This is a genomic window from Micromonospora sp. NPDC049102 (assembly GCF_043197485.1).
In the GTDB taxonomy this organism is placed as follows: Bacteria; Actinomycetota; Actinomycetes; order Mycobacteriales; family Micromonosporaceae; genus Micromonospora.
The window spans coordinates 34587-56066 of sequence record NZ_JBICTE010000014.1 but is presented as its reverse complement, the minus strand read 5'-3'; the positions used below and the strand labels follow the sequence as shown (position 1 = coordinate 56066).

At 71.9% G+C, this 21480-nt stretch carries 24 protein-coding genes; 14 read left to right on the top strand and 10 right to left on the bottom strand.

Annotation, left to right across the window (positions count from 1 at the left end; all coding sequences use genetic code 11):
• Positions 1–17: 17 nt before the first annotated feature.
• The 3 genes from ACGFH9_RS16185 to cofC all read right to left on the bottom strand — a co-directional run bounded on the left by ACGFH9_RS16185 (position 18) and on the right by cofC (position 3335).
• A complete protein-coding gene (locus ACGFH9_RS16185) occupies positions 18–2363 on the bottom strand; it encodes an RNA degradosome polyphosphate kinase (RefSeq protein WP_393219542.1) in 2346 nt (781 codons plus the stop codon).
• Positions 2364–2417: 54 nt separating this feature from the next.
• A complete protein-coding gene (locus ACGFH9_RS16180; protein ID WP_355232987.1) occupies positions 2418–2615 on the bottom strand; it encodes a cold-shock protein in 198 nt (65 codons plus the stop codon).
• A 72-nt stretch (positions 2616–2687) separates the two neighbouring features.
• A complete protein-coding gene (cofC, locus tag ACGFH9_RS16175; protein WP_393219540.1) occupies positions 2688–3335 on the bottom strand; it encodes a 2-phospho-L-lactate guanylyltransferase in 648 nt (215 codons plus the stop codon).
• A gap of 128 nt (positions 3336–3463) precedes the next feature.
• Here cofC and ACGFH9_RS16170 point away from each other — a divergent pair, with 128 nt between their 5' ends.
• The 5 genes from ACGFH9_RS16170 to ACGFH9_RS16150 all read left to right on the top strand — a co-directional run bounded on the left by ACGFH9_RS16170 (position 3464) and on the right by ACGFH9_RS16150 (position 8470).
• A complete protein-coding gene (locus ACGFH9_RS16170) occupies positions 3464–4198 on the top strand; it encodes a lysophospholipid acyltransferase family protein (protein ID WP_393219538.1) in 735 nt (244 codons plus the stop codon).
• Complete coding sequence (locus ACGFH9_RS16165; protein ID WP_393219535.1) at positions 4195–5202, top strand: NAD(P)H-dependent glycerol-3-phosphate dehydrogenase; 1008 nt, start codon at positions 4195–4197, stop codon at positions 5200–5202. The genes ACGFH9_RS16170 and ACGFH9_RS16165 overlap by 4 nt, the downstream gene beginning before the upstream one ends.
• Before the next feature lie 7 nt (positions 5203–5209).
• Entirely contained in the window at positions 5210–6328 is a 1119-nt protein-coding gene (locus tag ACGFH9_RS16160; protein WP_393219532.1) for a cystathionine gamma-lyase, read from the top strand.
• 15 nt (positions 6329–6343) lie between these two features.
• On the top strand, positions 6344–7114 hold the full coding sequence (locus ACGFH9_RS16155) for a putative protein N(5)-glutamine methyltransferase (RefSeq protein ID WP_393219529.1): 771 nt from the start codon (positions 6344–6346) through the stop codon (positions 7112–7114).
• 306 nt (positions 7115–7420) lie between these two features.
• Positions 7421–8470, top strand: coding sequence for an ROK family protein (locus tag ACGFH9_RS16150; protein WP_393219526.1), 1050 nt, complete (start codon positions 7421–7423; stop codon positions 8468–8470).
• 104 nt (positions 8471–8574) lie between these two features.
• Here ACGFH9_RS16150 and ACGFH9_RS16145 read toward each other — a convergent pair whose 3' ends face one another.
• Entirely contained in the window at positions 8575–8775 is a 201-nt protein-coding gene (locus tag ACGFH9_RS16145; protein ID WP_355232994.1) for a DUF397 domain-containing protein, read from the bottom strand.
• Positions 8776–8780: 5 nt separating this feature from the next.
• Complete coding sequence (locus ACGFH9_RS16140) at positions 8781–9626, bottom strand: helix-turn-helix domain-containing protein (RefSeq protein WP_393219523.1); 846 nt, start codon at positions 9624–9626, stop codon at positions 8781–8783.
• A gap of 274 nt (positions 9627–9900) precedes the next feature.
• Between ACGFH9_RS16140 and ACGFH9_RS16135 the strand changes: the two genes are divergently transcribed.
• Together ACGFH9_RS16135 and ACGFH9_RS16130 are read left to right on the top strand one after the other, a co-directional pair.
• Entirely contained in the window at positions 9901–10119 is a 219-nt protein-coding gene (locus tag ACGFH9_RS16135; RefSeq protein WP_088946586.1) for a hypothetical protein, read from the top strand.
• 173 nt (positions 10120–10292) lie between these two features.
• Positions 10293–11393: a D-alanine--D-alanine ligase family protein gene (locus ACGFH9_RS16130; RefSeq protein WP_393219521.1), complete on the top strand. Its 1101-nt coding sequence runs from the start codon at positions 10293–10295 to the stop codon at positions 11391–11393.
• 49 nt (positions 11394–11442) lie between these two features.
• Here ACGFH9_RS16130 and ACGFH9_RS16125 read toward each other — a convergent pair whose 3' ends face one another.
• Positions 11443–12138, bottom strand: a complete 696-nt coding sequence (locus ACGFH9_RS16125; protein WP_393219518.1) for a DUF3515 family protein — start codon at positions 12136–12138, stop codon at positions 11443–11445.
• A complete protein-coding gene (locus ACGFH9_RS16120) occupies positions 12139–12372 on the bottom strand; it encodes an Lrp/AsnC ligand binding domain-containing protein (RefSeq protein WP_393219516.1) in 234 nt (77 codons plus the stop codon).
• Between the two features lie 153 nt (positions 12373–12525).
• Between ACGFH9_RS16120 and ACGFH9_RS16115 the strand changes: the two genes are divergently transcribed.
• Positions 12526–13458 (top strand): thiamine-phosphate kinase, encoded by a 933-nt coding sequence (locus ACGFH9_RS16115; RefSeq protein WP_393219717.1) that lies wholly within the window; start codon positions 12526–12528, stop codon positions 13456–13458.
• A gap of 29 nt (positions 13459–13487) precedes the next feature.
• On the top strand, positions 13488–13949 hold the full coding sequence (locus tag ACGFH9_RS16110; RefSeq protein WP_393219513.1) for a GNAT family N-acetyltransferase: 462 nt from the start codon (positions 13488–13490) through the stop codon (positions 13947–13949).
• Between the two features lie 58 nt (positions 13950–14007).
• On the opposite strand, the gene ACGFH9_RS16105 is transcribed toward ACGFH9_RS16110, so the two are convergent.
• Together ACGFH9_RS16105 and rpmB are read right to left on the bottom strand one after the other, a co-directional pair.
• Complete coding sequence (locus tag ACGFH9_RS16105; RefSeq protein ID WP_393219511.1) at positions 14008–14259, bottom strand: hypothetical protein; 252 nt, start codon at positions 14257–14259, stop codon at positions 14008–14010.
• Positions 14260–14811: 552 nt separating this feature from the next.
• Entirely contained in the window at positions 14812–15003 is a 192-nt protein-coding gene (gene rpmB, locus ACGFH9_RS16100; protein WP_091671657.1) for a 50S ribosomal protein L28, read from the bottom strand.
• Between the two features lie 246 nt (positions 15004–15249).
• Between rpmB and ACGFH9_RS16095 the strand changes: the two genes are divergently transcribed.
• The 4 genes from ACGFH9_RS16095 to ACGFH9_RS16080 all read left to right on the top strand — a co-directional run bounded on the left by ACGFH9_RS16095 (position 15250) and on the right by ACGFH9_RS16080 (position 20660).
• A complete protein-coding gene (locus ACGFH9_RS16095) occupies positions 15250–16863 on the top strand; it encodes a DAK2 domain-containing protein (protein ID WP_393219508.1) in 1614 nt (537 codons plus the stop codon).
• Complete coding sequence (recG, locus tag ACGFH9_RS16090; RefSeq protein ID WP_393219505.1) at positions 16860–19058, top strand: ATP-dependent DNA helicase RecG; 2199 nt, start codon at positions 16860–16862, stop codon at positions 19056–19058. The genes ACGFH9_RS16095 and recG overlap by 4 nt, the downstream gene beginning before the upstream one ends.
• 77 nt (positions 19059–19135) lie before the next feature.
• On the top strand, positions 19136–20080 hold the full coding sequence (locus ACGFH9_RS16085; RefSeq protein WP_393219503.1) for a TIGR03619 family F420-dependent LLM class oxidoreductase: 945 nt from the start codon (positions 19136–19138) through the stop codon (positions 20078–20080).
• A 160-nt stretch (positions 20081–20240) separates the two neighbouring features.
• Complete coding sequence (locus tag ACGFH9_RS16080; protein ID WP_393219500.1) at positions 20241–20660, top strand: hypothetical protein; 420 nt, start codon at positions 20241–20243, stop codon at positions 20658–20660.
• A gap of 294 nt (positions 20661–20954) precedes the next feature.
• Here the strand turns inward: ACGFH9_RS16080 and ACGFH9_RS16075 are convergent, their stop codons facing one another.
• Entirely contained in the window at positions 20955–21230 is a 276-nt protein-coding gene (locus ACGFH9_RS16075) for a BTAD domain-containing putative transcriptional regulator (RefSeq protein WP_393219714.1), read from the bottom strand.
• Between ACGFH9_RS16075 and ACGFH9_RS16070 the strand changes: the two genes are divergently transcribed.
• On the top strand, positions 21159–21302 hold the full coding sequence (locus ACGFH9_RS16070; protein WP_393219497.1) for a hypothetical protein: 144 nt from the start codon (positions 21159–21161) through the stop codon (positions 21300–21302). The genes ACGFH9_RS16075 and ACGFH9_RS16070 overlap by 72 nt on opposite strands.
• Positions 21303–21480: the final 178 nt, after the last annotated feature.

Genomic DNA, 21480 nt, shown 5'->3' with positions numbered 1-21480 from the left:
GCCTATGCGGTGATCGCTCAGCCGGCCGTGCCACCGACGCGGCGCAGCAGCAGTTCCTGCAGATGTACGCGGGCCGCCTCGTCGCCGCCGGTACGCCGGGTCCAGGTGCCGTCGCCGGCCAGCTCGAACGCGTCGACGTCCGGGCTCATCGCGGCGGTCAGCACGTGGTCCAGCTCGGCCCGGGCGATCGGATCGCTCACCTGCACCAACGCCTCCACCCGCCGGTCCAGGTTGCGGTGCATCAGGTCCGCCGAGCCCATCCAGAACTCCGCCTCGCCGTTGTTGCCGAACCGGAAGATGCGGGAGTGCTCCAGGAAGCGGCCCAGGATCGAGCGGACCCGGATGTTCTCCGACAGGCCCGGCACCCCCGGACGCAGTGTGCACATCCCCCGGATCAGCAGGTCGACGTGGACGCCGGCCTGGGAGGCACGGTAGAGCGCGTCGGTCACGCCCTCGTCGACCAGTGAATTGACCTTGAACTGGACCAGGCCGGGCATGCCGAGCCGGACGTGCGCGATCTCCCGCTCGATCCGTTCGATAAGCCCGCTGCGGATGCCCTGCGGGGCCACCAGCAGCCGTCGGTAGGCCGTCTGCCGGCTGTAGCCGGTCAGCACGTTGAACAGGTCGGTGAGGTCCGCTCCGATCTCCGGGTCGGCGGTGAGCATGCCGAAGTCCTCGTACAGCCGGGCGGTCTTCGGGTGGTAGTTGCCGGTGCCGATGTGGCAGTACCGGCGGATCTGGTTGCCCTCCTGCCGGACCACCAACGCGGTCTTGCAGTGCGTCTTGAGCCCCACCAGCCCGTACACGACGTGACAGCCGGCGCGTTCCAGGGTGCGGGCCCAGCCGATGTTCGCCACCTCGTCGAAGCGGGCCTTCACCTCGACCAGCACCACCACCTGCTTGCCGGCGGCGGCCGCGTCGACAAGCGCGTCGACGATCGGGGAGTCGCCGCTGGTCCGGTAGAGGGTCTGCTTGATGGCGAGGACGTTCGGGTCGGCGGCGGCCTGCTCGATGAAGCGCTGCACACTCGTCGCGAACGAGTGGTAGGGGTGGTGCACCAGGATGTCCCCGTCGCGCAGCGTGGCGAAGACACTGCGCGGCACCTCACCCTCGGCGAGCCGGGGGTGCGTGGCCGGCACGAACGGCGGGTCCTTCAGGTCCGGGCGGTCGGCCTCGCCGTACACCTGCCAGAGCGCGGAGAGGTCGAGCAGACCGGGTACGCGCAGCACGTCCTGGTCGTCCATGTCCAGCTCGCGGACGAGCAGTTCCAGCATGTGGTCGGAGATCGACGCGGCGACCTCCAACCGGACCGGTGGGCCGAATCGGCGCCGGGCCAGCTCCCGCTCCAGGGCCTGGAGCAGGTCCTCGTCGCGGTCCTCGTCGACCTCCACCTCGGCGTTGCGGGTCACCCGGAACAGGTGGCACTCGACCACCTGCATGCCGCTGAACAGCTGACCGAGATGTACCGAGATCAGGTCCTCGACGGGCAGCATCCGTACGCCCGGTTGGTCCCGGTCGACGCGTACGAAGCGGGGGACGTTGTTGGGCACCTTCACCCGTGCGAACAGTTCGGAACCGCCGTCCGGGTCCCGGACGGCCACCGCCAGGTTCAGCGAACGTCCCGAGATGTACGGGAACGGGTGTGCCGGGTCCACCGCGAGCGGGGTGAGCACCGGGAAGATGTGCTCCCGGAAGTAGGTGCGCAGCCGCTCCCGCTCACCGTCGCCCAGCTCACCCCAGCGCAGGATTCGGATGCCCTCGTCGGCCAGCTTGGGCAGCACGTCGTCGACGAAACAGGCGGCGTGTCGGGCGCCCAGCGCGGCGGTCCGCTCGGCGATCAGCTCGAGCTGCGCCCGCAGGGGGAGGCGGTCGCCTCCGCGTACCGGCAGGCCGGCGGAGAGCCGCCGCTTCAGGCCGGCGATCCGCACCATGTAGAACTCGTCCAGGTTGCTGGCGAAGATCGCCAGGAACTTGGCCCGCTCCAGCAGGGGAGTGCGCTGGTCCTCGGCGAGGGCGAGCACCCGGGCGTTGAAGTCGAGCCAGGACAGCTCCCGGTTGAGGAAGCGGTCCTCCGGCAGCGGAGGCGGGGCCGGCGACTCGTCGTCGTCGGTCGCTGATGGCGCGGTCGGCTGCATGCCGCCGGCCGCCGGGCCGTCCGTCTCGGGGGTCGCCACGGCAGGGTCGAGGACCTCGTCCAACCCGGAGGAGGCTCCGCCGGGGTCGTCGGCCAGCGTGTCGGCGCGGGCGGCGCCGGCCCGTTCGGCCCGGGAGGGACGGAAACGGCCGTCGGTGCCGCGAATGCGGGTGCCGTTGCGTGGGTCGGTGGCGGGTGGGGTGACCGGATGCTCGCGAGGGGTGCTCACCCGCTCATAATCACCCGATTCGGGTTAACGCAAAATGAACTTGGCCCTGCCAGCTCAGTTCATCGTCGGCAATGTCACCCGGACGACCTCGCCGTCGGGATCGGTGTCGATGCGCACCCGCTGACCGAGCCGGAGCAGTCGCAGGCCGGAGGCGTCGAACGCCCGCCGGGGAAAACGCAGCTCGGTGCCGTCGTCGAGCAGCAGCACACCGCTGCGTGTCGCCGCGTCGTAGCTGGCCACCGTGCCCTGCATGATGGCACCGTACACCGGTGGGGTCCGGCCCCGCGGCGCCGTTCCGGCGGCTGGCTCCTCGGGCGGTGGCCGTCAGCCCGTGACGGGCGCCGGTCGGGCGGCGGCGAGCAGCGCGGCGGTGCGTGGTCCCACCCCCAGTCGGGCGGCGGCGACCAGGTCCTCGGCGGTGTCCACGTCGCGTCGCAGGCTCGGCCAGTCGCCGGTCAGCGGCAGCGCCCCGCTCGCCTCGTGCGCCACCGCCGAGCCGACCCCGAACCGTGGGTCGAGGTCGACGCCCGGCGGCGCGGCGAGCAGCACCGTTCCCGTGCCGGGCGCGTCCGCGACGAACCGACGTACCCCCTCGGGGCCGCGCTGCGCCGCGAGCAGCGCGGCGGCCAGCTCGTCCGGGCGCAGCGCCGGCAGGTCGGCGGTGAGCCCGGCCACCCACCGCGCCGGGGTTTGTGCCGCGCCGCGCCGGAACGCGCCGTTCAGGCCAGCCTCCGGCAGGTCGGCGAGCGTCCGCGCCCCGGCGGCCCGCGTCGCCCGCGCCACCCGAGGGTCGTCCGTCACCACCAGAACCTCGGCGACCGCCGGGCAGGCCAGCACCGCACGAAGGGTGTCGGCCGCCAGCGCCAGGGCCAGCTCCTCATGCGGTACGCCGGGCAGCCCGCCCCGCAGCCGACTCTTGGCCTCGGTCAGACGCTTCACCGGCACGACGACGGTCCACCTCGGCTGACTCACGTCCGCAATCCTGCCAGCCGGGCGGCGGGACCCTCGCTGGCCGTACCGGGGGCGAGCAGGCATGATTTCCGCTGCGGGTGTTGCGGGTGGGGCCCCGCGGCGGGGTCGGGGCGCGACGAGGAGGCACAGTGGCACGGCGAAGGCTGGGGTTCTGGCAACGGTTCGCCGTGGGGCTGGTCAAGCCGGTGATGACCATCTGGACCCGGCGGACGTGGCGCGGCCAGGAGCACCTCGGCGGGGACGGCGGCATCATCATCGTCCCGAACCACATCTCACACGCCGACCCGCTCGTCTCCGCCCACTTCGTCTACGACTCCGGCCGGTGGCCGCAGTTCCTGGGCAAGGCCAGCGTGTTCCGGGTGCCGGTGGTCGGCTGGATCCTGCACCGGTGCCTCCAGATCCCGGTCGAGCGGGGCAGCGTGGAGGCGGTCCGGTCGCTGGACGCACTGGTCGCCGCCCTCGACGCGGGCGGCGCGGTCGTGATCTACCCGGAGGGCACCACCACCCGGCAGCCGGAGCTGTGGCCGATGAAGGCGAAGACCGGTGCCGCCCGGCTGGCGTTGGCCACCGGCGCGCCCGTGGTGCCGGTGGTGATGTGGGGCCCCGAGCGGATCTTCGACCCGCGTACCAGTCGGCTCAACCCGCGCCCCCGGATTCCGGTCACCGTGGTGGCCGGCGAGCCGGTCGACCTGAGTCGCTGGGCGGACGCGCCTCCGACGCGGGAGACCCTCGAAGAGATGACGGACGCCATCATGCTGCGGTTGCGGGACATGCTCGCGGAGATCCGTGGCGGCACCCCGCCGCCGCTCTGGGAACGACCGGTCCGCCCGTCCGTCGAGCGGCCTCAGGGCGAACCGGCATGAGCGGCCACGTCGCCGTCCTGGGCGCCGGCTCCTGGGGCACCGCCTTCGCCAAGATCCTCGCCGACGCCGGGCGGGACGTGACCGTCTGGGCCCGCCGAGCGCCGGTAGCCGAGAGCATCCGCGTCGAGCGGCGCAACCCGGAGTACCTGCCGGACCTGCTCCTGCCGGCCCGGGTCACCGCCACCACCGATGCCGCCGAGGCGATCAGCGGCGCCGAGGTGGTGGTGCTGTCCGTGCCGTCGCAGACCCTGCGCGGCAACCTCGCCGAGTGGGCCGGCCACCTGCACCCGGACTCGACCCTGGTGTCGCTGATGAAGGGCATCGAACTCGGCACCACCAAGCGGATGAGCGAGGTCATCGTGGAGACCGCCGGGGTCGCCGCGGACCGGGTCGTGGTGGTCTCCGGCCCGAATCTGGCCCCGGAGATCGCCGCCGAGCAGCCGGCCGCCACGGTCGTGGCCGGGACGAACGCCGACCGGACCGTGCTCGTGCAGTCGTCGATCCGGACGCCGTACCTGCGCCCGTACACCAACGACGACGTGATCGGCTGCGAGCTGGGCGGCGCGGTCAAGAACGTGATCGCGCTGTCGTACGGCATCGCGACGGCGATGGGCTTCGGCGACAACACCCGGGCCATGTTGATGACCCGGGGGCTGGCCGAGACGGCACGCCTGGGGGTGGCCCTCGGCGCGGACCCGATCACCTTCGCCGGCCTGGCGGGCATGGGCGACCTCGTCGCCTCCTGCTCGTCCCCGCTGGCCCGCAACCGCACCTTCGGCGAGCACCTGGGCCGGGGCGAGACGCTGGAACAGGCCCAGGCCGCCACGCGACAGACCGCCGAGGGCGTCAAGAGTTGCCTCGCGATCCGCGATCTGGCCCGGGCGCACGGGGTGGAGATGCCGATCACCGAGCACGTCGAACGGATCTGCCACGAGGGGATGGACCCGCGCCTCGCCGTCCGGGCGTTGATGAGCCGTACCGCCAAGCCCGAGTCGTACGAGTGAGGATTCGATGAGCGAACTGGGAGACGGCACCCGTTGCGTCCGCGCCGGTCTGCCCGAGCCGGCGCCGGGTGATCCGTTCCTGCCGGGGCCGGTCTTCGCCGCGCCGTACCACCTCGACCCGTGGCAGGGCCAGGGCACGTCGCCGAACGGCTACGGTCGCCCCGACAACCCGACCCGGCGGCTGTTGGAGGCCGCGGTGGGCGAGTTGGAGGGCGGGGACTGCCGCGTCTTCGCCAGTGGCCAGGCGGCCATCACCGGGGCGCTGTTCACCCTGCTGCGGCCGGGGGACACCGTGGTCCTGCCCTCCGACGGGTACTTCCCCGTGCGGGCGTTCGCCACGGCCGTGTTGGAGACGATCGGCGTACGGGTGCTCTTCGTGCCGACCGTGGGGCCGTACCCGTCCTTCGAGGGCGTCCGGCTGGTTCTGGTGGAGACTCCGGCCAACCCCGGTCTGGACGTGGTCGACGTGGCCGCCCTGGCGGAGCGGGCGCACGCCGCCGGTGCCCTGCTCGCGGTCGACAACACCACGGCCACCCCGCTCGGGCAGCGTCCGCTGGACCTCGGCGCCGATGTGGTGGTGGCCTCCGGCACCAAGGCACTCACCGGCCACTCCGACCTGCTGCTCGGCTACCTGGCCAGCCGGTCGGCCGAGGTGCTCGAGGCGGCGACGCTGTGGCGTACGAGCACCGGATCGGTTCCCGGCGCGTTCGACGCGTGGCTGGCCCACCGGTCGCTGGCGACCCTCGACCTGCGGCTGGCCCGGCAGACCGCGAACGCGGCCGCCGTCGCCGGCCTGTTGGCAGCCCGTTCGGACGTCACGGGACTGCGCTGGCCGGGGCTGCCGGACGACCCCGCGTACGCGGTGGCCTCGACGCAGATGCGCCGGATGCCCGGGGTGCTGTCGTTCGACCTGGGTGACGCCGATCGGGTGGCGCGCTTCATCGACGCCGCCCGGCTGGTTGCGGCCGCCACCTCCTTCGGTGGTCTGCACACCACGGCGGACCGGCGGGCGCAGTGGGGGGACGACACCGCTCCCGGCTTCGTCCGGCTGTCCTGCGGCGCGGAGGACCCGGCTGACCTGGTCGCCGACATCGCCGCCGCGCTGGACGCCAGCGGAGGGGCCTGAGTGGGGTCACCGTCGGTGGACCGTTCCGCCCTGGTGGGCCGGCTGCGCGCCGCGGGCTGCGTGTACGCCGAGGACGAGGCCGAGCTCCTGATCGCCGCCACCGACGATCCACTGCGGCTGGCCGAGCTGACCGACCGACGGGTGGCCGGTGAGCCGCTGGAGTACCTGCTCGGCTGGGCGGAGTTCTGTGGCCTGCGGATCGCCGTCGACGCGGGCGTCTTCGTACCACGCGGCCGGACGGCGCTGCTGGTCGAGCTGGCGGCCGAGCTGACCGGCCCCGCCCCGGCCGTGGTCGACCTCTGCTGCGGCTCCGGTGCCACGACCGTCGCGTTGGCACGCCGGCTCGCGCCCCGCTGGCTGGCCGCCGCCGACATCGACCCGGCGGCGGTGGTGTGCGCCCGCCGCAACCTCGCCGGGGTGGCCGCCGAGGTGTACGAGGGTGACCTGTTCGCCCCGCTGCCGGAACACTGGCGGGGGCGACTCGATCTGGTGGTCGCCAACGCCCCGTACGTGCCGACCGACGCGGTGGCCCTGATGCCGCCGGAGGCGCGGCTGCACGAGGCCACGGTGGCGCTCGACGGCGGGCCGGACGGGCTCGCCGTGCTACGCCGGGTGGGCGTCGAGGCGGCAGCCTGGCTGGCCCCGGGCGGGCACCTGATCGTCGAGGCCGGCGAGTCGCAGGTGGTCGACCTCTGCCGGTCGTTCGAGGCCGCAGGACTGATCCCGACGGTGCGGGTGGACGAGAACCTCGACGCCACCGCGGTGACAGCTCGCCGCCCGGGTTGAGTTGCCACCTCTCCGTCGGTGCCGTGGTGGTGCGCGGGATCAGGTCGTTCATGCGCGCGGTCATGGCGGCGGCGCTGGGTACGCACCTGCTGTTCGCGCCCTTTGCTCTGCTTCAACGGAGGAAACACCGCGCTGTCCGATTACCGGACGCCAGGTGTTTCCCGGGTTGAAGCAGAGCAAAGGGCGACCCGAGCACCCGTGCTCCTCCCCGCCTGGTGGCGAGGCGGGCGGTGCGGGGCGGCGTGGCGGGGGAGCGGGGTTGGCACTAGCCTCGGCTCACACTCATGAGGGCGGGAGGCGGTTGCGGTGGGCAGCGCAGGGGTGCCGGTGGTCGTCGGCCTGGACAACGGTGGCACCAGCAACAACGCCACCGTGCTGACCGTGGACGGCCGCTTCCTGGTGGACGGCCTGCTGGAGATCCCCAGCGAGGTGCAGGCCGGCCCGGAGGCGGCGATCGAGGCCCTGGCGCGGGCGTTGGAGGGGGCGCTGGCGCAGACCGGTGTCCCGCGTGGGTTGGTCCGTGCGGTCGGGCTGGACACCCCCGGTCCCGCCAGCGCCACCGGCGTCATCTCGTCACGTGGCTCGACCAACTTCTCCCAGCCGGCCTGGCGTGGCTTCGACGTGCGGGGCGCGTTGGAGCGGCGGCTCGGCCTGCCGGTGATCTACCACAACGACGGCAACGCGGCCGCGCTCTACGCCCACCACGTGTACTTCGGCGACGAGGCGATGACCCGTTCGTCGGTCTCGGCGATCGTCGGCACGGGCCTCGGCGGCGGGGTGGTCGAGGGCGGCAAGGTGATCGCCGGGGCCTCCGGCATGGCCGGGGAACTGGGTCACGTACACATCCCGCTGGGCGGCCTGATCGGCTCGGGGCAGCCGGAGCCGACCTGCGCCTGTGGCTTCAGCGGCGACGTCGAGAGCGTCGCGTCGCTGACCGGCATCGAGCGCAACCTGCTGCCGTACTGGCTGACCCGTTATCCCGACCATCCCCTCGCGGCCGAGCCGCTGGCACGGGCGGCGAAGCTCGTGCGGGGCTACGGCGAGCGGGGTGACGCGCTGGCCCGGGACCTCTTCACCCAGCAGGCGATGGCGCTGGGTCGCCTGTTCACCCTGGCGGCCAACTTCACCGACCCGCACGCGTACTTCGTCGGTGGTGGGGTGGTGGAAGCCGCGCCGGCGTTCCGGGACTGGTTCCTGGCGACGGTCCGCGAGCACACCGTGCTCCGCGCCGAGCAGGCCGCCGTCGCCACCTTCGCCCTCGTGCCGGACCGCGACATGGCCGGCGCCCGTGGGGTGGCGATCGCCGCCCTGGAGGCGGTACGCGCCGCGCCGGAGCCCCGCCCGCTGATCGCCTGACCGTCGCGCGAACACCGAGGACCGCTCTGACCCGCCCGCGCCCCGCGTCCCGGGCTGTGTCAGCCCGGTCGGCGGGGCGCGGGTGTCGTGCGGGAGCGCTGCGGTCAGCGGTGCGGTGGAGCCTGGGCGAAGGCGGCCCAGGCCGCCGGGGGGAACAGCAGGGCCGGGCCGGCCGGGTCCTTGGAGTCGCGGACGGCGACCAGTCGGGGGATCGTGGCCACCTCCACGCAGGCACCCTCGTCGCCGCTGCGGCTGCTCTTGCGCCACGCTGCCGCGGCCAACGCCGCTGTGATAGTCGGTGTCATCGGTCCTACCGTCCCTTCAGGACTGACAGGAGCATCGCCCGGCTGTCCGCCGGACTGAGCGCCACGCTGCGCAGATGCTCCATGATCTTGGTGCAGGTACGCGTCTCACCCGCCCGGTCGAGGATCATCTGACCGGCGACGGTCTCCACCGACGCGATGATCGGGTCCTCCGGATCGGCGAACTCCAGGATGTGCAGCGAGCCACGGGTGCCCCGGTGGTAGCCGGCGGAGAGCGGAATCACCTGGACGGTGATGTTCGGCAGCTCGGCCATCTTGACGAGGTGCCGCAGTTGGCCCTCCATCACCGACTCGTCGCCGACCGGGCGTAGCAGCGCGCCCTCGTCGATGATCGCGTCGAGGATGGGTGGGGTGTCGGCGGTGAGCCGCTGTTGGCGGTCGAGCCGGACCTTCACCCGCTGCTCCACCAACTCGTCGCCGAGGGTGTGCGGGCCGCCGCGCATCACTCCGCGGATGTAGTCGGCCGTCTGCAACAGACCGGGCACCACCGACGGCTCGAAGTTGGAGATGGCGGTGGCCTCGGCCTCCAGCGCGATGAAGTCGATGGTGCGCGGGTCGAGCAGGTACGAGTACGACACCCACCAGCCCGGCTTGCGCGCGTCCTTGGCGAGTTGCACCGCGGCGGCCACCTCCTCGGCGTTCACCCCGTACGAGGTGAGCAGGGCGCGCACGGTGGCCGGGCTGACCAGCGTCTGGGCGTTCTCGTAGCGGGAGAGGGTGCTGCGGGTGCTGTTGATCTCGTCCGCGGCGGTCTCCAGCGTCAGCCCGGCGGCTTCCCGGAACTGGCGTAGGGCGATGCCGAGTCGACGGGCGCGGGCGGTCTTCGGGGCCATGCATCGATGGTCGCACACATTTACGGGAACGGGTACATGAGAGATGGCCGATGAGAGTTGCATTCATGGCTGTAGACGTGTCAATCTGTTATCGCGTCCTCACCGCCGGTTGTCGTGGCGACGGTGGTGGTGAGCGACCGGAGGGGATAGGGCGCGCGGCGATCGGGTTTCTCCCCCGTACCCGATCGCCGCGTGCCGCCCGCGCCAGCCCGCCGGAAGGAGACGACGTGCGTACCGCTTCGAAGTCTCCGCCCCCGCGCCCGGGGGGTCGGCGATGACCCGCTTCCTGGTCGTCCTGACCGACGTGCGTCCCGTCGAGGGCATCGACCGCAACGAGCGGGTCGCCCCCGAGCGCCGCCGCCAGGTCGTCGGCGCGAGCAGCAGGGAGGCCGCCGACCGGATCGCCGGGGCCTTCATGGCGCTGGGCATGGTCCGGGCCGGCCGGCAGCGGGTCAAGGTGATCGCGGTCGGTCGCCGGCACTCACGGGACTGATTCCGGCCCTCATCAATCGTCACGCACCGTATATACTCTGTTGACCGAATGCCGTGTCGGTTCATGGCTCGCCGGGTATCGCCGCGCCTGATCGCCACGCACAGTAAGGTCAACCGGGTGAGCGCCACCGGCGAGCACGACCAGCCGCAGTCGCGTACGAAGAGGTGACCGGAGTGACCACCCCAGGCAAGACCCGCGTGGCGATCGTCTTCGGCGGCCGCAGCCCGGAACACGGCATCTCCTGCGTCAGCGCCGGCAGCGTGTTCGGCGCCCTCGACCCCGACGAGTACGAGGTGGTGCCGGTGGGCATCACCCGCGCCGGCCAGTGGGTGCTGACCAGCGGTGATCCTGCCCAGCTCGCCATCAACGCCCGCCAACTCCCGGAGATCACCGCCGACTCCGGCGCGGACATCGTGCTACGCGCCGACCCCACCGGGAACGGGCTCATGGTGCTCGACCCGACCGAGGGCCCGCGGGCGCTGGCCGACGTGGACGTGGTCTTCCCGGTGCTGCACGGCACGTACGGCGAGGACGGCACCATCCAGGGCATGCTGGAGATGGCCGGCATCCCCTACGTGGGCGCGAACGTGTTCGCCTCCGCCGCGGCGATGGACAAGGAGTTCACCAAGAAGCTCTGCGCGATCGAGGGCATCCCGGTCGGCTCGTACGCGGTGCTGCGCAACGGCATGACGCTCAGCGAGCAGGACAAGAAGCGGCTCGGCCTGCCGGTCTTCGTGAAGCCGTCCCGCGCCGGCTCCTCGTTCGGCATCACCCGGGTGACCGACTGGGCCCAACTGGACGAGGCGGTCGCCACCGCCCGGCAGTTCGACCCCAAGGTCATCATCGAGGCCGCGATCATCGGTCGCGAGGTCGAGTGCGGTGTGCTGGAGGGTGAAGCCGGTGGCACCCCCGAGGCGTCCGTGCTGGCCGAGGTGCGCGTCGTCGCCGACCACGACTTCTACGACTTCGAGGCCAAGTACCTCGACGACTCCTGCGAGTACGACATCCCGGCCGGCCTGCCGGACAAGGTGACCCGCCAGGTGCAGGAGTACGCCGTCCGCGCGTTCACCGCGCTGGACTGCGCCGGTCTGGCCCGGGCCGACTTCTTCGTCACTCCCGAGCTGGACATCTACCTCAACGAGGTCAACACGATGCCCGGGTTCACCCCGACGTCGATGTTCCCCCGGATGTGGGCGGCCTCCGGCCTGGAGTATCCCAAGCTGGTCAACCGGTTGATCCGTACCGCCCAGCGGCGCGGCATCGGCCTGCACTGAGCCGCCGCCCTCGACGCGTGACCCGTGTGGCGGGTCGCGCGTCGTCGCGTCAGCCCTTGCAGCCGGCGGGGACGGCGCCGCCCGAGGGCACCGAGGCCACGATGGCGCTGGAGATCGGGGCGGCCCACTGCAGCGGCTGCGGGTAGGAGCGCGGGATGCGGACGGTCACCGGAGTCTCCCGGTCGACGGTGGTGAGCACTGTCACGTCCGTCTCCTCGACGGGGTGCCAGCAGACCCGGTTGACCATCCAGACCTCGTCGGTGGCCGGGACGGTCGGCTCGGTGCCTCCGCAGGCCAGGGTGAGCGCGGGGTCGCCGTAGGCGGCGTTCTGCTCCGGGCCCGCCGTGACCGGACGTTGGGTCAGGTCACGGATGGTCTGCGGCAGCTGGGAGAGCAGCGCGCGGCAGACCGTGGCCGGACGTCCGGCCAGTGCCGGCGCGGCCATCTCGACCGGAGCGCTGGACTGCGCCCGGGTGGTGCTCGCCGAAGGGCTCGGGGCGGCGGCCGGCGTCTCCGGTGCGAGCTTGGTGAAGGCCAGCACAGCCACCAGCACGGTGATCGGCAACGCGATCACCGTGGCCAGCAGTGCCGCTCCCCGGACGGTCCGGTCCCGGCCGGCCGGCGCGTCGACGGTCGGATCGGTGTCGGCGTGGGTACCGTCAGCCGGCTCGTGCGACTCGTCCGCCGGTTCCCGCTTCTTGCCGTCGTCGTCCAGAGCAGCCGAGGGGGTCGTCATCTCGTCCACTTACAGCCGCACCACCGAACACGTGAGGGTGCGGGTGATGCCGGGCACCATCTGCACCTTGCTGACGATGAGTTTGCCGAGCTCGTCGACGGTGTTCGCCTCGGTGAGGACGACCACGTCGTACGGTCCGGTGACGGCGTCGACGCGTACCACGCCGACGATGTCCGCGATGACACCCGCCACGTCGCGTGCGCGGCCGACCTCGGTCTGGATGAGGATGTACGCCTGTACCACGACTCGACCTCCGTCCGTCGCCGCCCGGAGGCGGCCCGAAGGGTGAAACTACCTTACGGACCAGGTCCGATCCCTATCGGTGGTCAAGGAGCAGCGGTGAGCGAGCGCGGCGGTGCCGGGCAGAACGGGTCGAACGTCGGCGGTGGTGCCAGCGTGGCCGGGATCGGCGAGTTCGGGCTGATCGGGCGGGTGACCGCCCGCCTGTCAATGGGCCCGACGACAGTGCTCGGGCCGGGTGACGACGCGGCGGTGGTGGCCGCGCCGGACGGCCGGGTGGTCGCCTGCACGGACGTGCTCGTCGACGGACGGCACTTCCGGCGGGACTGGGGATCGGCGCGCGACGTGGGTCACCGGGCCGCCGCGGCCAACCTGGCCGACGTCGCGGCGATGGGCGCCGTCCCGACCGCTCTGCTGGTCGCCCTCTGCATGCCCGCCGACCTGGAGACGAACTGGGCCGAAGACCTGGCCGACGGGCTGGCCGCGGAGGCCGCCACGGTTGGCGCGAGCGTGGTCGGCGGGGACATGTCGTCGAGTCCCACCCTGACCATCGCGGTCACCGCGCTGGGCGACCTCGGCGGCCGCGCGCCCGTGGTGCGTTCCGGCGCCCGTCCCGGCGACGTGCTTGCCCTGGCGGGTCGCATCGGTCACGCGGCGGCCGGCCTGACCGTGCTCAGCCGGGGCTTCCGCACTCCGCGGCTGCTGGTCGAGGCGTACCGCCGGCCGCAGGTCCCGTACCCGGCCGGGCCGCAGGCCGCCCAGCTCGGCGCGACCTCGATGATCGACGTCTCGGACGGGCTCCTCGCCGACCTCGGGCACGTGGCGCGGGCCAGCGGTGTGGCGATCGACGTGCGCCGTGACGCGTTCGAGGTGCCCCGGCAGATGGCCGACGCCGCGCAGGCGCTGGGCGTCGACCCGTACACCTGGCTCCTGGCGGGTGGTGAGGACCACGCGCTGGCCGCGACCTTCCCCCCGACGGTGGCGTTGCCACCGCCGTGGCGTCTCGTCGGCGTGGTGACCGAGGGGGTCGGGGTGACCGTCGACGGCGGTGCCTACGACGGGCCCCGGGGCTGGGACCACTTCCGATAGGGCCGCTCGACGGCCGTACCCTGGACACCGTGAGTGAGATCGAGATCCGGCTGGTGCGCTTCGACGCGCCGGTGGCACAGCAGTTGATCAAGGCCACGTTGGCCGACCTGGCGGTCCGCTACGGCGGCACCGGCGACGACACCCCGGTCGCCGCGAGCGAGTTCGAGCCACCGGACGGCGCGTTCCTCGTCGCCTACCTGGCCGGTGAGCCGGTCGGCTGCGGTGGCTGGCGCAGTCACGGTGACGACACCGCCGAGCTGAAGCGGATGTACACCGCCCCGGCGGCCCGTGGGCGCGGCGTGGCACGCACGGTGCTCGCGGCCGTCGAGCGTTCCGCCCGGGAGCACGGCCGCAAGCGGATCGTCCTGGAGTGCGGGGACAGGCAGCCCGAGGCGATCGCCATGTACGCTTCCGCCGGTTATGACCGAATTCCGAACTTCGGTTTCTACAAGGACGCCGAGGGCTGCGTCTCCTTCGGCCGCATGCTGTGATCGGGCAGGTGTCGGTGCACGCTTTGAGGGTCACCCGGCGCAGGGGCGTGTGCTGCTTCTACTGCGGGCCCGGAACCTTCTCACATTCATAGACCGCTACGATCAGCGTATTCAGCTGCTGATCGTAGCGAGGCAGCTCGACGACCAGGTCCCAGAGGGCCTCAACCCATTGCTGTCTCTGCTCGACGGTCAGTGTGCCGCGGTTCTTCTCGATGAAAGACCGCGCGTCGGTGAATGTGCCGGCTTTGATGCTGCCGAGAACGCCGAGCACGGCAGGGGCGATGTCGGCGGCGCCGACGGCGGTGGTCATGTTCGCCAGTTGGGTCGTGGTGAGGCTCAGGTCGCTGGGAACGTTGAGCTGTCCGCTGCTGTCCAGGCGGGCTACCGTGCGGAGTAGTCCCCCGGGTCGGTCCTGCTCCGGTGCTGCGGCGTAGTCGAAGACGATCCGAGGTCACCTCACGAACGGCGGCTGCCGTACTAGATGCAGCAGGAGCAAACCCGGCACCCGCTTGGCCATGACGACATCGCTCGGTACCTGCGCGCCCGGCTCGCCACTCAGGTACAGGCCAGAAGGCACCCAGGTCTGGTGATACTCGGGACAGATCCGCCAATCCATGCGGTTTACGCCCGAGCCTCCTCTATTCACCTGTGCATGATGCTCTGCTGATCCAGGGCGGTGAAAGTCCTAGTAAGGAGACAGCAACACTGCGGTGTGGTCAACCCCGACCTGGTGGACAGCCTGGGTGACCGCACTGCGGGTCGTCCTGCGCTAAACAAGACGTTGTACGCAGAAACGCCCCAGCCGACGACCGAGGTGGTCCGCCGCCTGAGGCGTCCGTACGACAGAGGTTGGTGCCCCGCGTCAGGCGCGGGTGACCTTGCCAGCCTTGATGCACGAGGTGCAGACCTGCAGCTTCTTGGTGTTGCCACCACCGGCCGGGGTGCGCACCGACTGGATGTTCGGGTTCCAGCGGCGGTTGGTCTTCTTCTTGGACCAGGGCACGTTGTGGCCGAAGCCCGGTCCCTTGCCACAGACGTCGCACACGCTAGCCACGGGATACTCCTGGGATTGATACGTTCATGAGGTCGCCGGCAGGTGCTGCCCGGGCAACCGCGTCAGCCTACCCGATGCCCCGCCGGGGTGACCAACCGCCCTGACCGGGGGCTGGTTCCGGCGGCCACTGTACCTGGCGGGCGAAGACCGCCTGGTCGGGCCGGGGGTGGCCCGTGGGGCGCCGGGGCAACCGGACACGCCGGACGAGTCCGACGCGTGTCGGCGCGCGCCAGTAGGCTTCTGCCCGTGCTGGACACCCTCGACGCCGTCGCGGTCCGCCGCTGGTGCGCGAGCGGCCTGGTCGCGCTCAAGCGCCACCAGGGTGAGATCGACCAGCTCAACGTCTACCCGGTGCCCGACGGTGACACCGGCACCAATCTAGTGCTCACCCTCACCTCGGCCCAGCAGGCCCTCTCGATGGACCTGGACACCCTCCCCGACAGCGGCTCCACCGCCCACGGGCACGCGCTGCGGTTGATGGCGCAGGGCGCCTTGCTGGGGGCGCGGGGCAACTCGGGGGTCATCCTCTCGCAGATCCTGCGCGGGTTCGCCGACGCGGTCGTCGCCGTGCCGGCGGTGCGGGGGCAGGCCCTGGCCGTCGCGCTGCGGGCGGCGGCCGCCGCCGCGTACACGGCGGTCGGGCGTCCCGTCGAGGGCACCCTGCTCACCGTCGTCGCCGCAGCGGCCACGGGAGCCGAGCAGGCGGCCAGCGACGACCTGCCGGTGGTGGCCCAGGGCGCGGCGCGGGCGGCGGCCGACGCGCTTGCCCGTACCCCCGAGCAACTGCCGGCCCTGGCCCACGCGGGCGTCGTCGACGCCGGCGGGCGCGGGCTCTGTGTCCTGCTCGACGCCCTGGTCGAGGTGCTCACCGGGGAGAGCGCAATCCCGCCCGCGCCGGCGCCGCGCACCGCCCGTCCGGCGGTCGCCGTCGCGCGCGAGACCGGTTCCGAGGAGTACGCCTACGAGGTGCAGTACCTGCTCGACGCTCCCGCCGACGCGGTGGCCGTGCTGCGCGGCACGCTGGCCGCGCTCGGCGACTCGCTGGTCGTCGTCGGCGACGGGCGTGAGCCGGACGGCACCTGGACCGTGCACGTGCACGTCAACGACGTGGGCGCGGCGGTCGAGGCGGGTATCGCCGCCGGCCGCCCGTACCGGATCTCGGTGACCCGCTTCGCCGACCAGCCGGAGCCGCCCGGCGGCCCGACCGAGGACGGCCGCGCGGCCGTGGTGGTGGCCACCGGCGCGGGGATCGCCGAGCTGTTCGCCGCCGAGGGCGCGACGGTGGTGCCCGGCAACCCGTCCACGGGTGAGCTGCTGGCCGCAGTGCGCGGCACGGGTGCATCGCGGGTGGTGGTGCTGCCGAACGACGCCAACACGGTGGGGGTCGCCAGCGCCGCGGCCCGCGAGGCGCACCGGCACGGCGTCAAGGTGAGCGTGGTGCCGACGCGATCGCCGGTGCAGGCCCTCGCGGCCCTCGCGGTCCGCGACGGCACCCGTCGCTTCGAGGACGACGTGATCGCGATGGCCGAGGCGGCCGGCGCGTGCCGCTACGCCGAGGTCTGCCACGCCAGCCGGGAGGCGCTCACGGTCGCCGGCCCCTGCCGCCCCGGGGACGTGCTGGCGCTTGTCGAGGGGGAGGTGCACCTGATCGGCGACGACCTCACCGACACCTGCGCCGCCGTGGTCGACCGGATGCTCGGCGGCGGCGGGGAGCTGGTCACCCTGCTCGCCGGCGTCGACGCCCCCGCCGGGCTCACCGACGCCGTCCGCGCGCACGTCGCGCGGCGCTGGCCGTTCGTCGAGGTGCACGCGTACCCGGGCGGTCAGCCGTTCTATCCGCTCCTGGTGGGGGTCGAATGAGTGAGCCGGCCACGGTGGACACGCCGCTGAAGAAGCTCGTCGGTGACAAGACGGCAAAGGCGTTGGCCACCCAGCTCGACCTGCACACGGCGGGAGACCTGATCTACCACTTCCCGCGCCGCTACGACGAGCGTGGTGAGCACACCGACATCCGTTCGCTGGACGTCGGCGAGCAGGTCACCGTCCTGGCCCAGGTGCAGCGCACCGCCGTACGGCCGATGCGCCAGCGCCGGGGCAATCTGCTCGAGGTGACCGTCGGCGACGGCTCCGGCGGCGTGCTGACGTTGACGTTCTTCGGCAACCAGGCGTGGCGCGAACGGGAGCTGCGTCCGGGTCGGTGGGGGCTGTTCGCCGGCAAGGTCACCGAGTTCCGGGGCAAACGGCAGCTCAACGGCCCGGAGTACGTCCTGCTCGGCGAGGGCGGTGAGGGCGAGGCGGCGGTCAGCGACGAAATCGAGGAGTTCGCCGGCGCGCTGATCCCCGTGTACCCGGCGGCGGCTGCCGTCCCGACCTGGGTGATCGCCCGCTGCGTACGCGTCGTGCTGGACACGTTCACGCCGCCGGAGGATCCACTGCCGGCCACCGTGCGGGCCGACCGCAAACTCGTCGGCCTGGGCACCGCGCTGCGGGAGATCCACCGGCCGTCCAGCAAGGAGGAGCTCTACCGGGCCCGACACCGGCTCAAGTGGGACGAGGCGTTCGCCGTCCAGCTGACCCTGGTGCAGCGCAAGCACCGGGCCGCCGACTGGCCGGCCCGGCCCCGCCCGCCGCGCGTCGGCGGGCTGCTGGACGCGTTCGACGCCCGTCTGCCGTACGAGCTGACCGCCGGTCAGCGTGACGTGGGCGAGGAGATCGCCGCAGACCTGGCGGCCGCGCACCCGATGCACCGGTTGTTGCAGGGTGAGGTGGGCTCGGGCAAGACCGTGGTGGCGCTGCGGGCCATGCTCCAGGTGGTCGACGCCGGCGGACAGGCCGCGCTGCTGGCGCCCACCGAGGTGCTGGCCGCCCAGCACCACCGGGGCATGCTCGACCTGCTGGGGCCCCTCGGGCGGGCCGGTGAGCTGGATTCCGCCGAGCACGCCACCCGGGTCGAGCTGGTCACCGGCTCGCTGGGGGCGGCGGCCCGCCGACGGGCGCTCGGCGAGGTGGCCAGCGGCAACGCCGGGATCGTGCTCGGCACCCACGCGCTGCTCTACGAGGGCGTCGACTTCGCCGACCTGGGTCTCGTGGTGGTCGACGAGCAGCACCGTTTCGGGGTGGAGCAGCGCGACGCGTTGCGGGCCAAGGCCGACCAGCCGCCACACACGCTTGTGATGACGGCCACCCCGATCCCGCGCACGGTGGCGATGACCGTCTACGGCGACCTGGAGGTGTCCACCCTCTCCCAGCTGCCCCGGGGCCGGTCGCCGATCGCCTCGCACGTGGTGCCGGCCGCCGAGAAGCCCGCCTTCCTGGACCGGGCCTGGCGCCGGCTGCGGGAGGAGGTGGCCGCCGGCCACCAGGCGTACGTGGTGTGCCCGCGGATCGGTGACGGTCCGACGACGGACGAGGAGCCGCCGCCGGAGGACGACAACGGACGCCGGCCACCCCTGGCGGTGACCGAGGTGGCCCCGCTGCTGGCCGAGGGGCCGCTGCACGGTCTGCGGATCGGGGTGCTGCACGGCCGCCTGCCGGCCGACGAGAAGGACGCGGTCATGCGCTCCTTCGCGGCCGGCGACCTGGACGTCCTGGTGGCGACCACGGTGATCGAGGTCGGCGTCGACGTGCCCAACGCCACCGTGATGATCGTGCTGGACGCCGACCGCTTCGGTGTCTCCCAACTGCACCAGCTCCGGGGCCGCGTCGGCCGGGGTGCCGCCGCCGGGCTCTGCCTGCTGGTGAGTGAGGCCGCCGAGGGGTCGTCGGCGCGGGAACGGCTGGACGCGGTCGCCTCCACCAGCGACGGGTTCAAGCTCGCCGAGTTGGATCTGGAGCAGCGCCGCGAGGGTGACGTGCTGGGGGCCACCCAGTCCGGGCACCGCTCACACCTGCGGCTGCTGTCGCTGCGCCGCGACGCCGACCTGATCCGCGACGCCCGCGCCGAGGCCATCACCCTCATCGGGGACGATCCGGAGCTGACGGGCAACCCGGCGCTGGCCGCGTCGGTGGCCGCGCTCGTCGACGAGGATCGCGCGGAGTACCTGGAAAAGGGCTGACGGACGCCCCTGGTGCACGTCCAGTGAGTGTCCAGACGCCGTCACGGCGGTGGTGCTTGACTTCCGAACGTTGACGTGTGCTGGCGGTCCTCGTCAGCCGCCAGGAACGGTGCCAGGAGAAGTTCATGCGGATCGGGATCAGCCTGCCCCACTACGGCACGTTCACGACGAAGGAAGCCGTCGTCGAGGTCAGCCGTACGGCGGAGGCGATGGGCTACGACAGTCTCTGGACGGGTGATCGCATCCTCGCGCCGCTCGATCCCAGCGACGGCTACGGCGGCGTGCCCGGGGCGCCCATGCCGGCACCCTTCAAGACGTACTTCGATCCGCTGACCGCGTTGACCTTCGCCGCCGCGCACACCGAGCGGATGCGGCTCGGCATGAGCACGCTCAACGCGTTGTGGTACCCGCCCGTCCTGTTGGCTCGTACCCTGACGACCCTGGACATCCTCAGCGGCGGCCGGGTCGACGCGGGTTTCGGCATCAGCTGGTTGCACGACGAGTACAGCGCGGTGAACGTGCCGTGGAAGGACCGTGGCGGTCGCCTCGACGAAACCGTGGACGTATTGAAGACGATCTGGACGCAGGAGGTCGTCGAGCATCACGGGACGTACTTCGACATCGTGCCCACGACGATCGAGCCCAAGCCGGCGCAACGGCCGCACCCGCCGATCCTGCTGGCGGGATTCGCCCCGCCGGCTCTGAAGCGTATCGCCCGCAGCGCGGACGGCTGGCTGCCCGTCCAGATGCCGATGGAGAACCTGACCTACCTGTGGGGCGCTCTGCGGGCCGAGTGGGAGGGGGTTGGCCGGGACCCGGCGACCCTCCGTGCGCCGCTGCGCATCAACGTCGAGCCGACCGGCGTGTCGGACGACGCGTTGAAGCAGACCGCCTCGTACGTGCGGGAGGCGTCCGCCCTCGGCCTCGACGAGGCGTTCATCGACCTTGGTCAGGCATGCGCGTCGGTCCCGGAACTGCTGGATGTCGCTGGTCGGTTCATCGGGATCGTCCGAGCTGGCTGACTCGGTGCTCAGATACGAGATATCCCCTAATTTGCTGGCTTAGCAAGTTAGGGGAAAAATTTCCACATTAGGGGGTTTGCGGGTGTTGCTCAGCGGTTAGAAATCTTGTCGATCGGACGATGTCCGTCCGATGTGGTCCGTCGACAAGAGGTGGTGTTCCATGCAGGCAACTCAGGTGCAACAGAGCGTTCCCGGCGCGGTGCGCAACGCGTTCCGTCTCACCCTGCTGGTGATCGGGCTCGCGCTACTCAGCAACGTGGTCTCCCTCTTCGACGGCGGGCGGGAAGAGGCGGAGGCGGCCGGCACGGGCGCCGTCTGGGGTGCCGTAGCCTTCGCCGTAGTCCTCGTGATCCTCCAGTTCCTCGTCGCCTTCAAGATGCGTGCGGGCGCGCGCTGGGCCCGAACCGTGCTCACGATTCTTGCCGTCCTGCAGCTCATCGGGACCGTCGTCGGTCTGGCAGACGTCGAGGGTGGTTTCGGGACGGTGCACCTGGTGCTCAACGTGCTCGTCGCGATCATCGACATCGCCGTGCTGGTGCTGCTCTACCGCCCCGAGTCCAACCGCTACTTCGCCCGCTGACTCTCCGACCCCGTCGAGGGGTGAGCGCCTGATGTGCCGATCAAGGCCGTCGGTGGCATCGCATCTGAGATGCCACCGACGGCCTCCGGTCGTACTGCACTGGATCGACGCGCGGGGTGGACTCCCTTGGCGCTGAGCTGCCGCCGTCATGCCAGTTGGGTGATTGGCGTTCCCTCGGGCTTCAGGACCGATCAGGGATGGAGTCTCCCGACACTGCTGGGCGATGACGAGAGCACCACGTCGCGATGGGCGGGGCGGCTGCACCGAGCAACTGGCGAAGGGCTGACGTGATCCTTATGCCAGGGCGAGTCGGGCGATGGCGCTGTCGTCGCGTTGCAGGATCGAGCCCTGTAGCTGTTGGAGACGCCGGGAAGGCTCGATGCCGAGCGCCTCGCTGAATGACGCGCGCGCCTTCTGGTAGGTCACGAGGGCTCCCGCCGGGTCGCCGGTGAGATACAGCGCTCGCATGAGCTGTTCCCACGGACGGTCGCGCAGGGGTTGGTCGAGCACGAGGGCGCGGATATCGCGCAGGAGACTGCTGCTGGCGCCGAGCGCGAGCCGGGCGTCGATGAAGTCTTCGGTGGCGATGATGCGCCGTTCGTCCAGGTCGGCGAGTTGCTGCGTGAGGGGGCCTACGCGTAGCCGAAGGTGACCCTCGACCAGCCTGGCTGCATTTTACTTAGGCGTATCTGCCACGCCTTCGAATCTCGCGAACCTCTACGCCGTGCGGGTCGGAGGTCGGAGGTCAGCCTGTGCGCCATGCATGTGTACAACTCGGCGTTCCGCTACAAATGCCACCGTCCGACTATGCCCTGGTCAT

Coding starts and splice junctions, on each gene's coding strand:
- ACGFH9_RS16180 (WP_355232987.1), bottom strand. CDS start 2,615: ATGCAGGGCACGGTGGCCAGCTACGACGCGGCGACACGCAGCGGTGTG.
- ACGFH9_RS16160 (WP_393219532.1), top strand. CDS start 5,210: ATGAGCGAACTGGGAGACGGCACCCGTTGCGTCCGCGCCGGTCTGCCC.
- ACGFH9_RS16135 (WP_088946586.1), top strand. CDS start 9,901: ATGACCCGCTTCCTGGTCGTCCTGACCGACGTGCGTCCCGTCGAGGGC.
- recG (WP_393219505.1), top strand. CDS start 16,860: ATGAGTGAGCCGGCCACGGTGGACACGCCGCTGAAGAAGCTCGTCGGT.
- ACGFH9_RS16145 (WP_355232994.1), bottom strand. CDS start 8,775: ATGACACCGACTATCACAGCGGCGTTGGCCGCGGCAGCGTGGCGCAAG.
- ACGFH9_RS16105 (WP_393219511.1), bottom strand. CDS start 14,259: ATGACCACCGCCGTCGGCGCCGCCGACATCGCCCCTGCCGTGCTCGGC.
- ACGFH9_RS16165 (WP_393219535.1), top strand. CDS start 4,195: ATGAGCGGCCACGTCGCCGTCCTGGGCGCCGGCTCCTGGGGCACCGCC.
- ACGFH9_RS16080 (WP_393219500.1), top strand. CDS start 20,241: ATGCAGGCAACTCAGGTGCAACAGAGCGTTCCCGGCGCGGTGCGCAAC.
- ACGFH9_RS16140 (WP_393219523.1), bottom strand. CDS start 9,626: ATGGCCCCGAAGACCGCCCGCGCCCGTCGACTCGGCATCGCCCTACGC.